We start from the raw sequence: 13,748 nt of genomic DNA, 5'->3' as shown, positions 1-13,748 counted from the left end.
CGGCGCCTCCTTCAGGGGGACTGGGCGGGGGGAGCCCCCTCCCGGACCGCGCCCTCCCCCACGGGCGGGGGGGCCATGGGCACCTTGTCTTGGGGCACAAAGACCTCCACCCCCTGGGGGCTAGGGGTGCCCGAGAGGAGGTCCAGGCGCACCGGGACCAGCCCCGAGGGGGGCGAAACCTCCCCCCCGGGCCGGCCCCGCAGGGCCTCGGCCACGAAATCCCGCCAGATGGGGGGGTTAACCACGGAGCTGCTGGGCTCCCTGCCCCCCATCCGCATGGGCTGGTTGTCGTCCCGCCCCACCCAGACCACCGCAGCGAGCCCCCGGGTAACCCCGGCAAACCAGAGGTCGCGGGCCTCGTTGGTGGTGCCGGTCTTCCCCCCCACCACGCGGCCGGGAATCCGGGCCCCTTTGGCCAGGCCCTTCTCCCCCAGGTCGTAGACGTACCCTTTCAAGAGATCCCACCCCTGATAGGCCACCAAGGGGTCAAAAAGGCGGCGCCGCTCCGGGGTAGCCTGGTAAAGCACCTGGCCCCGGGCATCCTCCACCCGCCTCACGTAGAGGGGGGTGACCCGGTAACCCCCGTTCCCGAAGGCGGCGTAGGCGGCCGCCAGGTCCACGGGGGTGATGGAGGCCCCGCCGATGGCGATGGCCAGGGTGGGGTACTTCACGGCGAACCCGGCTTCGGACAGCTTCCTGGCCACCTTTTCCACCCCGATGGCCTGGGCGGTGTAGACGGCCGGGAGGTTGAGGGAGAGGTCCAGGGCATAGCGCACGCTGATCTCCCGGTTCAGGAAGGTGCCGGAGAAGTTCTTGGGCCGCCAGATGCCCCCGGGCTGGCTAGGGTCGGGGAACTCCAGGGGGCGGTCCGGGACCAGGGTGGCCTGGGTCCAGCCCTCCTCAAAGGCGGTGGCGTAGACGAAGGGCTTCACCGCGCTGCCCGGGTTCCTTAGGGCCCGGGTGGCCCGGTTGTACTCGTCCCCCTCCCGGCGCACCCCCCCCACCAGGGCCAGGACCTCCCCCGTCTCCGGGTCCAGGCCCACCAAGGCCAGCTCGGCCCCCTCCGGCAACCGGGCCCTCTTGGCCGCGGCCTCCGCCGCCCGCTGCATGGCGGGGTCCAGGGTGGTGTAGACCTTAAGCCCCCCCTCTCCATAGACCTTCTCCCGGCCGAAACGGGCCTCCAGGAAGCGGCGCACCTCCAGGACGAAGTGGGGAGCCATGCGGAAGTCCAGCTGCCGCAGGATGCGGGCCTCGGGGTCCACCAGGCGGGCCTCCAGGAGGTTCCCCTCCTCGTCGTAGCGGGCCCGCCACCCCTTGGGGACCAGGGGCTCGCGCCAGGCCGCCTCCGCCGCTTCCCGGCTCACCCAGCCCTCGGCCACCATCTGGTCCAGGAGAAGGCGCATCCTCTGCCGCACCCCGGGGAGGTCCTGGTAGCGGGCGTTTGGGGCGGGCACGAGGACGGCCAGGTAGAGCCCCTCCGCCAGGCTGAGGGCCGCGGGGTCCTTGCCGAAGTAGGCCTCGGCCGCCCCCTTGATCCCCACGGCGTTCCCGCCCCAGGGCACCACGTTCAGGTACATCTCCAGGATCTCCTCCTTGGTGTAGCGCCGCTCCAGCTCCAGGGCCAGGGCCCACTCCTTGAACTTCCGCTCCAGGGAACGGGCCTGGGCCAGCTCCTTCAGCAGGGTGTTCTTGATGACCTGGGTGGTGATGGTGCTCCCCCCCTGCAGATCGCCCCGCAAAACCGCGTAAAGGGCTCCGAAGAGCCGTACCGGGTCCACCCCGTAGTGCTGGAAGAAGCGGCGGTCCTCGGAGAAGACCAGGGCGGCCACCGCCGCCGGGGACACCTCGGAAAGCCGCACCAGGCTCCGGTGGATGGCCCGCCCCTCCTCCACGCTGGCGATCTGGGCCAAGGGGGTACCGTCCCGGGCGTAGAGGGTGGAGGTGGCCGTGAGGCGCAGGCGTTCAAACTGGCCGAGGTCCGGGAGGTCGCGGGTGTACGCGTAGGCCAGGTAGGCCAGGGCCAAGCCCGCCCCGGCCACAAGCCCCGCCACCAGGAAGAGGAGAAGGCGCAAGACCCGCACGGCCCCCAGTTTACCCAAAAGCCCCTTCTACCCTTCCTGCTTCGCCCGGCCCATTTACCGGGGCCCCCATGCTGGCGCAAGCCAGCACGGGGTGGCATTAGGCGCTCAGGCCCAGAAAGCGGAAGAGCTTTTCCCGGGTCAAGGGCTTCTCTATAGGGGTCACGCGCACCACCTCCGCCGTGGTGCGCATCTTCTCCGAGGGAGCGATGAGGATACCTACGGGCACGTGCTTTAGGCGCTTCACGTGCCGGATGCGGGCGGCGGCGGAAAACGGGTCCACGTCCAGGTCCTCGTCCAAAAGGACGTGGCTAGGGGTGTGGTCCAGGAGCCAGAAGAGGCCCTCCCGGGCCAGGTTGAAGTGGCGGACGGGAATCCCCCGCTCGGAGAGGATCAGGTCCACATAAGCCCGCAGGGCCTCGTTGCGGCTTAATAGGAGCAACCCCGGATAATCCGCCGCCACGGGGCCAGTCTACCGAAAGGGCGCGAAAACGGCATGAAAAATGGCTGGGGCGCGTGGACTCGAACCACGACCGGCGGATCCAAAGTCCGCTGTCCTGCCATTAGACGACGCCCCAGCGTCCAAGGGGATTGTAGGGCAAGACCGGCCCCGCGTCAAATGCCCCCTCAGGCGTTGAAGAGGATGTAGAGCACATCCCCGTCCTGGACCTCGTACTCCTTGCCCTCGAGGCGGACCCAACCCCTTTCCTTGGCCCGGGCCCACCCCCCGGCCTCCACCAGCTTCTCCCAGGGAATGACCTCGGCCCGGATGAAACCCCTTTCCATGTCGGAGTGGATCTCCCCTGCCGCCTCCGGGGCCTTGGCCCCCCGGCGCACGGTCCAGGCCCGGACCTCCTTCTCCCCGGCGGTGAAGAAGGTGATGAGCCCCAAGGCCGCATAGCCCACCTTGGCCAGGCGCTGCAGGCCGCTTTCCCTCAGGCCGTAGGCGGCCAAAAGCTCCCTGGCCTCCTCCGGGGGGAGCTCGGCCAGCTCCGCCTCCAGGCGGGCGGAAACCACCACGAACCCCGCCCCCTCCGCCCTCGCCTTCCCCCGCACCGCCTCCACGTGGGGGTTTCCTTCCCCCTCCGGCAGGTCCTCCTCGGAGACGTTGGCCACGTAGATCACGGGTTTGGCGGTGAGGAGGGGGGTTTCCTTCAGGAAGCGGCGGGCCTCCTCGGAAACGGGGAAGGTGCGGGCAGGCCTTCCTTCCTGTAGGTGGGCGTAGAGGGCCTCTGCCGCCCCCAAGAGGGGAAGCTTTTCCCGGTCGGCCCTGGCCTCCTTCCTGAGGCGCTCAAGCCGCCTTTCCAAGGCGGCGAGGTCCGCCAAGAGGAGCTCGGTCTCCACCACCTCCGCGTCCTCCAAGGGGTCCACCCGGCCCATCACGTGGACCACGTCGGGGTCAGGGAAGCAGCGGAGGACGTGGGCGATGGCCGCCACCTCGCGGATGTGGGCCAAGAACTGGTTGCCAAGCCCCTCTCCCCGGTGGGCCCCCTTGACGAGGCCGGCGATGTCCACGAACTCCACGTGGGTGGGCACCACGGGGGGGACCCTATCCCCCTTGACGAAGACCCTCTGCAGGGCGTAAAGCCTTTCGTCCTCCAGGGGCACCACCCCCACGTTCTTGTCAATGGTGGCGAAGGGGTAGTTGGCGGCCAGGGCCCCCGCCCGGGTCAGGGCGTTGAAGAGGGTGGACTTGCCCACGTTGGGTAGACCGACGATTCCTACAGCCAGCATCTTGACCTCAAAAAAAGCCCCGTCCTGGGGCCTCTATCCATCCTATCACGTCCTTTGCGTATGATGGCAGGGTATGGACCTGGCCGCCCACATAGACCACACCCTGCTGCAACCCACCGCCACCCCGGAAGAGGTCCTAAAGGTGGCGGAAGAGGCCTTGGCGCACGGTTTCTTCGGCCTGTGCATCCCCCCCTCCTACGTGAGCCTGGTGCGGGCCCACTACCCCCACGCGCCCTTCCGCCTGGTGACCGTGGTGGGCTTCCCCTTGGGCTACCAGGAGAAGGAGGTGAAGGCCCTCGAGGCCGCCCTGGCCTACGCCCGGGGGGCGGACGAGGTGGACATGGTCATCCACCTGGGGCGCGCCAGGGCGGGCGACCTGGCCCACGTGGAAGAGGAGGTGCGCGCCGTGCGCCAGGCGGTGCCCCGGGCCGTGCTGAAGGTCATCCTGGAAACCGGCTACTTCACCCCCGAGGCGCTTAGGGCCCTGGCCGAGGCCGCCATCCGGGGCGGGGCGGACTTCCTAAAGACCTCCACGGGCTTCGGGCCCCGGGGGGCCACCCTCGAGGACGTGGAGCTCCTGGTGGAGGTGGCCCGGGGCAGGGCCCAGGTGAAGGCCGCTGGAGGCATCCGCCACCGGGAAACCGCCCTGAGGCTCTTGGAGGCGGGGGCCACTCGCCTGGGCACCTCCAGCGGGGTGGCCCTGGTGGCGGGCAAGGAGGGGCATGGGTACTAGGAGGCGCAGGCGGAGGCCCACCCTGGCCGGGCTCCCCGGCTACGTGATCCTCCTGGCCCTGGCCCTCCTGTGGCTCTTCCAGGAACTCCGGCCGGGCCCCGCCCCAGCCCCCCTGGAGGTAGGCTCGGTTGAGGTCTACTTTATGCCGGAGGAGGGGGAGCGGGCCAAGGGGAGGCTCCTGGCCCTCATGGCCTCGGCCCGGGAAAGCCTGGAGGGGGCCTTCTACGAGTTCCGCGACCTGGAGATCGCCCGGGGGCTCCTCGCGGCGAAGGAGCGGGGGGTGAAGGTGAGGCTCTACGGGGAGAGCGACTTCCGGGAGGACTTCCGCCGCTACTTGGTGGCGGCGAGCCTGGGCCAAAGGCAGGAGCCCCCGAGGGTGCGCCTCGCCGAACTCCGAGAGAGGGTCAAGCCCCTTTCCCTGGACTGCGAGGAGATCGTGAGGATCCCCGTGTGCTACGACGAGCGGGAGGGCTTCATGCACCACAAGTTCTTGGTGGTGGACGGGGAGGCGGTCTTCACGGGGAGCACCAACATGACCTGGAACGCCTTCGCCCGCAACAACGAAAACAGCCTCCTCCTCCCCTCCCCCACCCTGGCCCAGGGGTATGCCCGGGAGTTCCAGTCCCTCTTCGGCGGGCAGAAGGAGGGCCTGGGCCAGCCCGTGGCCTTCGCCCTGGAGGGGGTGGAGGGCGTGGCCTACTTCAGCCCCAGGGGAGGGGGTCTGGCCCGGGAGGCGATCCTGAGAAGGCTCGCGGAGGCCCGGGAGGAGGTCTTGGTGGCGGCCTTCGTCCTCACGGACCGGGAGGCGGTGGAAGCCCTCCGGGAGGCCCACCGCCGGGGGGTGGCGGTGCGGGTGCTCCTGGAAACCCGAAACCTCAAGGACAGCCGGGTGGAAGACCTCCGCCAAGCGGGCATCCCCCTCCGCCAAGACGGCAACCCCTACACCATGCACCACAAGGTGATGGTCCTGGACCAAACCTGGGTGGTTACGGGAAGCTACAACTTCACGGGGCGGGCCTGGCAGGTGAACAACGAGAACCTCCTGGTCCTGAAAAGCCCCGCCCTGGCCGCGGCGTACCGGAGGGAGGTCCTCAGGCTATGGGAGGAAGGACGGCCCCTCTAGTCCTGACCCTGGCCTCGGGAAGCCCTAGGCGGAGGGCCCTCCTCGAGGCCCTGGGCTACCCCCTTAAGGTCGTGGTCCCCAGGGTGGAGGAGGAAGACCTTCCCCTTCCCCCCAGGGCCCTCGCCCAGGCCCTGGCCCGGAGGAAGGGAGAAAGGGTGGCGGGGCTATGGGTGCTCGCCGCGGACACCGTGGTGGACCTGGAGGGGGAGGTTTTGGGCAAGCCCAAGGACTTTGAGGAAAACCGGGCCTTCCTAAGGCGACTTTCGGGAAAGTCCCACCTAGTGCACACCGCCTTCTACCTGCGCACGCCCCAGGGCCTGGTGGAGGAGGTTCACACCGCCCGGGTCTTTTTCCGGAGGCTCTCCGAGGAGGAGATCGCCTGGTACGTGGCAAGCGGCGAGGGCCTGGACAAGGCGGGGGGCTACGGGGCCCAGGGGCTCGGCATGGCCCTCATCCAAGGGGTGGAAGGGGACTTCTACACGGTGGTGGGCCTGCCCGTGGCCCGGGTCTTCGCCCTGCTTTGGGAAAGGGGGTTCCGGCCATGAGCGAGCGGGCCCTGAGGCGGGGCCTCTTCCTCTTCCTCCTTCTCCTGGGCCTGACCCTGGCCGCCCTGACCCGCCCCCTGGCCCCCCGGGTGGCCCTCACCCTCTCCCCCCTCACCGCCCCCCTGCCCGCCCTGGGCCACCGCCTGGGGCAGAACCTGGGGGCGGGGCTTGCCGCCCTCCTGGACCGGCGGGACCTCTACGGGGAAAACCGCCGCCTGCAGGCGCGGGTAGCCGAGCTGGAGACGGAAAACCGCAGGCTTCTAAGAGAGGTGGAACGCCTCTCCCGGGCCCTGGAGGTGCGCCGGGCCCAGGCCCCCGGGGTGGTGGCGGTGGCCCCCGTGGTGGGGGAAGACCTCTCCGGCCTCTACCGCCGCCTGGTCCTGGGCCTGGGGGAGCGGGACGGGCTCAGGGTGGGCATGCCCGTCACCGCCCCCGAGGGCCTGGTGGGGCTCGTGGTGGAGGTGGGGGAGCGCCAGGCCTTGGTGCGCACCCTTTTGGACCCGGAAAGCCAGGTGGGGGTGCGCCCGGAGAAGTCCCCGGGGCGAGGGGTGGCCCGGGGCGCGCCTCCCGACCACCTGGTGGCGGACTTCCCCCCCACGGTGAAGGTGGCCCCCGGGGACCTCCTCCTCACGGGAAGCCCCCTGGGGCTCTTCCCCGACGGCATCCCCGTGGGCCGGGTGGAGCGGGTGGAGAGGGTGCAGGGGGGGCTCAAGCAAAGGGCCTGGGCGAAACCCTTGGTGGAGCTCTCCCTCCTGGAAGAGGTCATCGTGCTGAGGCCCCTATGAAGCCCCTTCTGGCCCTCCTCGCCACCCTCCTCATCTCCGGCCTGCTTAGCCCCTTGTGGCCCCCTGGGCTCCTCGCGCCAGACCTTTTCCTGGTCCTGGCCCTTTGGTACGCCCGTTCCCGGCCCTACTACCTGGGGCTCACCGGGGCCTTCCTCCTAGGGCTTCTTCAGGACCTCCTGGGCTTTGGCCTTCTGGGGGTGCACGCGGTGGGGCTCCTGAGCGCCAGCTACGCCTTCTACGCCGCAAGCCGCCGTCTGGCGGCGGGGGAGAGTCTGGGGGCTCTTTTCGCCTTCCTCTGGGCCTTCTTGGCCAAGTGGGCGGGCTACTTTCTGGTGGCCTACTGGCTCCGCCTGGACCTCCCCCCCTTGGTGCCCCTGGACCTCCTCCAGGAGGGCCTCTTTACACTCCCCTTCTACCTCCTGGCCCTGCGCCTGGCAGGGCCCCGCAGGGAACCATGACGAGCCGGCTCCACGCCCTCATGCTCTTCTTCCTGGTGGCCTTTGGCCTCCTGGGCCTCAGGGCGTGGCAGCTCCAGGTGCTAGAGCACGAGAAGTACGCCCTGCGAAGCCAGGGCAACTACCTGAAGACTGAAGGCATCCCCGCGCCCAGAGGGCGGATCCTGGACCGCAAGGGGAGGGTGATCGCCCAGGACCGGCTGGTGGTGGACCTGGTGTACGAGGGGGGAGATGTGGCCTTCCAGGAAAGGCTCCTGCCCCTCTTGGGCCTGAAGGAGCTTCCCCGGGTGGAAGGCCCCACGGTCCTATTGGCGGGGGTCCCCGACCCCCTCCTCCCCACCTTGGCCGAGCTCACCGCAGGGCAGAAAAACCTCTACCTCAGGGAGCGCATTGAGCGCCACTACCCGAACCCCATCTCCGGGCCCGTCTTGGGCTACGTCCTCCAGGCCAATGCCGAGCAGGTGAAGCGGGGATACAGCCCCGAGGAACAGGTGGGCCAGGCGGGCCTCGAGGCCGCCCTGGAACCCTACCTCCGGGGGAAGCGGGGGGTGAGGGCGGTGGAGGTGAACGTCCGGGGGGAACGGCTCCGGGAGAGCGTCCTGGAGGAACCCGTGCCCGGAAAGGACGTGGTGCTCACCCTGGACCTGGACCTGCAGCGGGCGGCGGAAAGGGCCCTGGAGGAAGCCTTGGCCGACATCAACGCGGGGCGGAAGCTCCGGGGGCTTCCCCCCGCCAAACGGGTCAAGGGAGCCATCGTGGCCCTGGACCCGCGAAGCGGGGAAGTCCTGGCCATGGCCAGCGCCCCCTCCTTTGACCCAGGCCTCTTCGCCCGGCGTCCCGTACCCCGGGAAGTCCAGGCCCTCCTCCGGGACCCCGACCTCCCCCTGCTGAACCGGGCGGTCCAGCCGTACACCCCCGGTTCCACCTTCAAGCTGGCCACCAGCTACACGCTTTTGGAAGAGGGCTACGTGGGCCCTTCCACCTCCTACCGGTGCAGCCCCTACATCGTCTTCGGGGGGCAGGTGCGCCGCAACTGGGCGAACCGGGACATGGGGCCTATGACGGTCAAGGAGGCCATCGCCTGGAGCTGCAACACCTGGTACTACCAGGCGGTGGCCCAAGACCCCCTGGGGGTGGTGGACCGCCTGGCCCAAAGGGCCCGCCTCCTGGGCCTCGGGGAGGCCACGGGTTTGGAAATCGCCGAGCGCCCGGGCCTCCTTCCCACTCGGGCCTGGAAGCGGGAAACCTTCAAGGAACCCTGGTACCCAGGGGAGACCCTGTCCGTGGCCATCGGCCAGGGGCCGGTTCTCGCCACCCCGGCCCAGGTGGCCCGGATGCTGGCCACCCTGGCCAACGGGGGCCAGAGGCCCCGCCTCCGCCTGGTGAAGCGCCTGGGCCAGGAGGAGGTCCCCCCCCGCCTGGAGCCCGTGCCCGGCCGCTTCTGGTCCACCTTACAGGAGGGCCTGCGCAAGACGGTGAAGGAGGGCACGGCCCGCCACATCCTAGGCAGCTTCCCCGTCCCCACCGGGGGCAAGACGGGCACGGCGGAAACCCCGGGCAAGCGTGCGGGTCTGGAACACGCCTGGTACATGGGCTACGGGCCCGCGGAGCCCGGCACCCCCTACCCCCCCCTGGTGGTGGTGGCCTTCTTCGAGAACGGGGGCGAGGGAAGCCGGGTGGCCCTGCCCGCGGTGCGCAAGGTGATGGCGGCCTACTGGAGCCTGGACCAGGAAGCCGCCCAGGCCCGGTAGAATGGGCCCATGCGGCTCCGCGCCACCCCCAAGGCCCTGGCCCTCCGCTTGGACGGGGGCGAGACCCCGGAAGAGGTGCGCGCCTTAAGCCTCCCCGAGGGGCTTCCCCTGGAGGTGGAGGTGGCGGGCCCCGTGAGCCAGGGCGTGATGGAAGCCCTCCTCGCCCTAGGCCACCCCTTGACCCTGGTACCCCCCAGGAACCGGGCCCTGGCAGGAACCCTGGTCCTCAGCAAAACCCTGCGCTCCGGGGAGCGGGTGGAGCACCCGGGCACCGTGGTCGTCCTGGGGGACGTGAACCCCGGGGCCGAGGTGGTGGCCGGGGGAGACGTGATCGTGGTGGGCAAGCTCCGGGGCCTGGCCCACGCGGGGGCAAGTGGGGACGCGGATCGCTTCATCTTCGCCCTGGAACTCGCCGCCAAGCAGATCCGTATCGGCCCGCACCTGGCCCAGGCCCCCGAGGAGGAAGCGGGAAGGGGCCCGGAGATGGCCAAGGTCCTGGATGGCCAGATCGTGGTGGAGCCCTTCAAAAAGCGATAGTGCCCGTATCCGACCCGTAACGCTGCAACACCCAGTAGATGACCCAGCCCGTGAGGGCCACGTAGAGCCAAATGGGTACCAAGACCTTGGCCCAGCGCTTGTGCAGGGTGAACTCTCCCCGGAAGGCCCGCCAGATCACGTAGAGGGCCAGGGGGCCGTTTAGGGCGGCAAGCACGGTGTGGGTAAGGAGGACGAAGTAGTATGCCCCCCGCCAGGCTTCAGGGCCGCCATAGGCGGTGGTGCCGTAAAGCGCCCACTTGGCCAGGTAAAAGACCAGAAAGAGCCCGGCCAAGGCCGTGGCCGTGAGCATGGCCCGGTGGTGCCACGCCCGCTCTCCTCGCTTGATGAGGGCCACGCCCCCGAGCAAGGCCAAACCGGAGAGCACGATGGCCCAGATGGCGAGCAACCCCAGCGTCTCCTTCATCCCTCCCCCTCCCCCAACCGCTCCCCCAAGAGGCGTACCCGCTCCAGCCGAGCGGTCCTCCCGTAGCTGTACCCCCTGAGGTAGTCCTCCTCCCGCGCCTCCAGCTGGTAAAGGCGCAGGTAGGCCACGGCCAAAAGCCCATCCCGCTCCCGGCCTGGGGGCAGGCGGTGCAGCAGCTTGACGATGGCCCGAAGCCTTGGGACCTGGGCGAGCTCAGGGGGCGTTTCCCGCAGCGCCCGCGCCAGCTCCACCAAGGTTTCCCCCAAGCCCTGCATACCGCCAGGCAGTGTACCACAAGCCCCTTCAGGGCACCCTGCGCGTCGCCCGGTTTCCCGCGGCGTCCACCGCCACCAAACGCGCTCCCATAGGCACCTCGGCGGAGAAGGCCACCGAGGCCTCCTTGGGCAGGGAAAGCGGCGTGAAACGCCCTCCCACCTCCACCGCCACCCGCTCCACCCGGACGTTGTCCTCCACCCGTCCGTACACCCGGTAAAGGCTTCCTACCCGTTCCACCCGCTCCACCAGGATGCGGGGTGGTACCGCGTCCAGCACCAGGGGCACCCGTTTCTCCCCCCGGTTGCCCAGGGCGTCCTCCGCCTGCAAAAGGAGTTCCACCTGCCCGGAGGTGGGGGCCTGGAGGCGGAAACGGAAGCGCACGAGCCGCTTGCCCTTTTCCTCGGGGGGCAAGACCTCCTGCCCGCCCGCCCGCACGCTCACCACGCCCGCCGGGTCAAAGGCGTACCCCTCCACCGCCAAGGTGCGCCCCGGGGCTACCGCCCCGCCCAGGGGCTCCACCAGGCCGATCTCAGGGGGGACCGCGTCGGGCCGGGCGCAGGAGGAAAGCAAAAGGACAAAAAGGAGGGGACGCCAGCGCATCCCCCCCATGTTAGCGTACCCTGGTCTAGCGGAAGATCACCCCCACGCGGCCGGCAAAGTCGGGGTAGAACCTTGTCAACGTACCTAGACCCACCGTCACCCCCACATTCACCTCTCCATAAGCGCTAAAGGGCATCCCCGGGAAGCGGTATTCCACCCCCAGAAGCCCATGGGGAAATACGGTAAACCCCCCTGTGCCATAGAAGGACCATATCCCCACCCCCACACCAGCACCGTAGTACCAGTCCAGAGAAACCCCCTGCTCCGTGGGGATGGCACTCTTGGCCAGGATAAGCCCCGCGTCTCCCGCAAAACCGAACCAACCCAACCCTGCCCCGAGACGAAGGTTGGCCGTCTGGAACTGAACGCCCAAATAGGTGGGCCAGCCCGAATAGAGACCGTAACCCGGGGATTGGGCCAGGGAGAGGGAGGAAAGGCCAGCGACCAAAAGGATAGCTACCAACAACCGTTTCATCTTTTACCTCCTTTCCTCCCCCAGGGTACACCTTCTTTCTTCAAAAAGGAAGAGGAACTAGGTAGTGTACAAGGCATTGATCCGCACATACCCCTCGGTCAGGTCGCACCCCCAGGCCACCCCTTCCCCCTGGCCTTCCTGAAGGTCCACCAGAACCTCTACTTCCTCGGCCCGCATGGCCTGGCTCGCCCTTTCCCGGTCAAAGGGGAGCACCCCCCCGGCGTAAAGGAGGATGCCCTGGAGGGCGATGCGCACCCGCATGGGGTCAAACCGGGCCCCGGAGTTGCCCACCGCCGCCAAAATCCTTCCCCAGTTGGGGTCGTTGCCGTAGAGGGCGCTTTTCCAGAGGGCGCTGGCCGCGATGGCCCTTGCCGCCCGTCTCGCCTCCTCCTCCGTGGCCGCCCCCACCACCCGCACGGTCATGAGCTTGGTGGCCCCTTCCCCGTCCCGGGCGATCTTTTTGGCGAGCTCCCGGGCCACGGCTTCCACCCCTTCCCAGAAGGCCCCAAGGGGCACCTCCCCATAGGCCCCGTTGGCCATGAGGAGGGCCAGATCGTTCGTAGAGGTGTCCCCGTCCACCGTCACCTGGTTAAAGGTGCGCTCCACCACCCCCCGCCACCCCGCCCTCAGGGCCTCCTGGGGAAGGGCGGCATCCGTCACCAAAAAGGCCAGCATGGTGGCCATGTTGGGGTGGATCATGCCGCTCCCCTTGGCGATGCCCACGACCCTTGCCCCTTCCACCTGGGCCTCGGCCACCTTGGCCACGAGGTCCGTGGTGAGAATGGCCTCAGCAAAGGCGTCCGCCTCCGGGGTGAGGACGATCTGGGGCAGGCCCGCCTCCACCCGCTCCACCGGCAAGGGCACCCCGATCACCCCGGTGGAGGCGGTGAGGACCTCCCTTGGGGAAAGACCCAGGCGGAGGGCCGCCGCCTCCGCCATGCGCTCATCGTCCCTATAGCCCCTTTCCCCGGTGGCGCAGTTGGCGTTGCCCGCGTTCACCACCACCGCCCGTAAGGGGTGCCCGGCGGCGTGAAGGGCCCGGCCCCTATGGATGGAAGGGGCGGCGGCCCGGTTCTGGGTGGCGGCGTAGGCCCAAGCGGCGGGGAGCCCGGAGACCAGAAGGGCCAGGTCCGGCTTGCCGGAGGGCTTAATCCCCGCCCGCACCGCCCCAGCGCGGAAACCCAAGGGCAACCTCACGGCCATATCCCCTCCCTGGGCAAGGCGGTTTCCTCGGCAAACCCCACCATCAGGTTGAGGTTCTGCACCGCCTGCCCCGCCATGCCCTTCACCAGGTTATCCAAGGCGGCGAAGACCATCACCCGCCCCGTCCTTTCCTCGTAAAGGGGCTTGAGGTCCACCCGGTTGCTCCCCAAAGTGCCCTTGGTCTCGGGAAGGCCTTCCAGCACCCGCACGAAGGGTTCCTCGGCGTAGAAGTCGCGGTAGAGGGCGTCCAAGGCCTCCTGGCTCCAGCTTCCCTCCACCTCCGCCTCCGCAGTGACCAGGATCCCCCGGGTCATGGGCACCAGGTGGGGGGTGAAGGAAAGCCGCACCACCTTCGCCTCTCCGTGGGTGCGCACCTTCCGCCCTTGGACCAGGAGGCGGCCTAGGTTCTGCTCCATCTCGGGGACGTGCCGGTGGGTCCCCCCCACCTTGTAGGGCCTGAGGTTCTCGTTGACCTCGGCATAGAAGGTGCCCTCCCCTTCCCGCCCCGCCCCGGAGACCCCGCTTAGGCCCACCACGAAGGCTCCCCGCAAAACCCCCTCCGCCGCCAGGGGGGCCAAGGCCAAGGTGGCCGCGGTCACGTAGCACCCGGGGTTGGCCACGAGCCTGGCCCCCCTAAGCTCCTCCCGGTGGAGCTCGGGGAGCCCGTAGACCGCCTCCTTGTAGAGCCCAGGGCTCTTGTGGGGGATGCGGTACCAGGCCTCGTAGACCTCGGGGGGCAGGCGGAAGTCCCCGGAGAGGTCAATGACCCTTTTGCCCGCCTTCAGGGCCTTCGGGGCGATCTCCATGGCAAGCCCGTTAGGCAGGGCGAGAAAGACCACCTCCGCCCGCTCCAAAACCTCTTCCTGGGAGGCGAAGGGCCTTTCGTCCCAAAGCTGGGGCCAGGCGGAGGAGAGCGGCTTCCCCTCGTACTTGCGGCTGGAAAAGCCCACCAGCTCCACCCCGGGGTGGGCCTTGAGGAGGCGGATCAGCTCCCCCCCCCCGTACCCCGAGGCCCCCAGGATCCCCACC

At 69.3% G+C, this 13,748-nt stretch carries 15 protein-coding genes and 1 tRNA gene; 7 read left to right on the top strand and 9 right to left on the bottom strand.

Annotation, left to right across the window (positions count from 1 at the left end; all coding sequences use genetic code 11):
* Positions 1 to 11 precede the first annotated feature (11 nt).
* The 4 genes from ACYQ0J_RS04195 to ychF all read right to left on the bottom strand — a co-directional run bounded on the left by ACYQ0J_RS04195 (position 12) and on the right by ychF (position 3,812).
* Complete coding sequence (locus ACYQ0J_RS04195; RefSeq protein WP_460170921.1) at positions 12 to 2,081, bottom strand: transglycosylase domain-containing protein; 2,070 nt, start codon at positions 2,079 to 2,081, stop codon at positions 12 to 14.
* A 97-nt stretch (positions 2,082 to 2,178) separates the two neighbouring features.
* On the bottom strand, positions 2,179 to 2,541 hold the full coding sequence (locus ACYQ0J_RS04190; protein ID WP_460170920.1) for a response regulator transcription factor: 363 nt from the start codon (positions 2,539 to 2,541) through the stop codon (positions 2,179 to 2,181).
* Between the two features lie 41 nt (positions 2,542 to 2,582).
* A tRNA-Gln gene (locus ACYQ0J_RS04185) sits at positions 2,583 to 2,656 on the bottom strand.
* A gap of 49 nt (positions 2,657 to 2,705) precedes the next feature.
* Positions 2,706 to 3,812, bottom strand: a complete 1,107-nt coding sequence (gene ychF, locus ACYQ0J_RS04180) for a redox-regulated ATPase YchF (RefSeq protein ID WP_460170919.1) — start codon at positions 3,810 to 3,812, stop codon at positions 2,706 to 2,708.
* A 73-nt stretch (positions 3,813 to 3,885) separates the two neighbouring features.
* Here ychF and deoC point away from each other — a divergent pair, with 73 nt between their 5' ends.
* From deoC to minC, 7 genes are read left to right on the top strand one after another with little or no spacing between them, the layout of a single operon-like run.
* Positions 3,886 to 4,545 carry a deoxyribose-phosphate aldolase gene (gene deoC, locus ACYQ0J_RS04175; RefSeq protein WP_460170918.1) on the top strand — a complete coding sequence of 220 codons (660 nt, stop codon included), beginning with the start codon at positions 3,886 to 3,888 and terminating at the stop codon, positions 4,543 to 4,545.
* Entirely contained in the window at positions 4,535 to 5,668 is a 1,134-nt protein-coding gene (locus ACYQ0J_RS04170) for a phospholipase D-like domain-containing protein (RefSeq protein WP_460170917.1), read from the top strand. Before deoC ends, ACYQ0J_RS04170 begins: the two co-directional genes overlap by 11 nt.
* Entirely contained in the window at positions 5,644 to 6,213 is a 570-nt protein-coding gene (locus tag ACYQ0J_RS04165; protein ID WP_460170916.1) for a Maf family protein, read from the top strand. Before ACYQ0J_RS04170 ends, ACYQ0J_RS04165 begins: the two co-directional genes overlap by 25 nt.
* Entirely contained in the window at positions 6,210 to 6,998 is a 789-nt protein-coding gene (mreC, locus tag ACYQ0J_RS04160; protein ID WP_460170915.1) for a rod shape-determining protein MreC, read from the top strand. The genes ACYQ0J_RS04165 and mreC overlap by 4 nt, the downstream gene beginning before the upstream one ends.
* Positions 6,995 to 7,456, top strand: coding sequence for a rod shape-determining protein MreD (gene mreD / locus ACYQ0J_RS04155; RefSeq protein ID WP_460170914.1), 462 nt, complete (start codon positions 6,995 to 6,997; stop codon positions 7,454 to 7,456). The genes mreC and mreD overlap by 4 nt, the downstream gene beginning before the upstream one ends.
* The gene (locus ACYQ0J_RS04150) at positions 7,453 to 9,204 is read left to right on the top strand and encodes a penicillin-binding transpeptidase domain-containing protein (RefSeq protein WP_460170913.1); all 1,752 of its coding nucleotides are present in this window, start codon (positions 7,453 to 7,455) and stop codon (positions 9,202 to 9,204) included. Before mreD ends, ACYQ0J_RS04150 begins: the two co-directional genes overlap by 4 nt.
* A gap of 9 nt (positions 9,205 to 9,213) precedes the next feature.
* Entirely contained in the window at positions 9,214 to 9,741 is a 528-nt protein-coding gene (minC, locus tag ACYQ0J_RS04145; RefSeq protein WP_460170912.1) for a septum site-determining protein MinC, read from the top strand.
* Here the strand turns inward: minC and ACYQ0J_RS04140 are convergent.
* The 5 genes from ACYQ0J_RS04140 to argC form a co-directional block, all read right to left on the bottom strand.
* Entirely contained in the window at positions 9,728 to 10,165 is a 438-nt protein-coding gene (locus tag ACYQ0J_RS04140) for a DUF420 domain-containing protein (protein ID WP_460170911.1), read from the bottom strand. The genes minC and ACYQ0J_RS04140 overlap by 14 nt on opposite strands.
* A complete protein-coding gene (locus ACYQ0J_RS04135) occupies positions 10,162 to 10,440 on the bottom strand; it encodes a hypothetical protein (RefSeq protein WP_460170910.1) in 279 nt (92 codons plus the stop codon). The genes ACYQ0J_RS04140 and ACYQ0J_RS04135 overlap by 4 nt, the downstream gene beginning before the upstream one ends.
* Positions 10,441 to 10,468: 28 nt before the next feature.
* A complete protein-coding gene (locus ACYQ0J_RS04130) occupies positions 10,469 to 11,041 on the bottom strand; it encodes a hypothetical protein (protein WP_460170909.1) in 573 nt (190 codons plus the stop codon).
* Positions 11,042 to 11,573: 532 nt separating this feature from the next.
* Positions 11,574 to 12,719, bottom strand: a complete 1,146-nt coding sequence (gene argJ / locus ACYQ0J_RS04125) for a bifunctional glutamate N-acetyltransferase/amino-acid acetyltransferase ArgJ (RefSeq protein WP_460170908.1) — start codon at positions 12,717 to 12,719, stop codon at positions 11,574 to 11,576.
* Positions 12,710 to 13,747 (bottom strand): N-acetyl-gamma-glutamyl-phosphate reductase, encoded by a 1,038-nt coding sequence (argC, locus tag ACYQ0J_RS04120; RefSeq protein ID WP_460170942.1) that lies wholly within the window; start codon positions 13,745 to 13,747, stop codon positions 12,710 to 12,712. Before argC ends, argJ begins: the two co-directional genes overlap by 10 nt.
* Position 13,748 lies beyond the last annotated feature (1 nt).

The sequence above is a fragment of the Thermus sp. FJN-A genome, assembly GCF_054655095.1.
The sequence above is the reverse complement of the archived record's forward strand: the minus strand, read 5'-3'. Positions and strand labels throughout refer to the sequence as shown.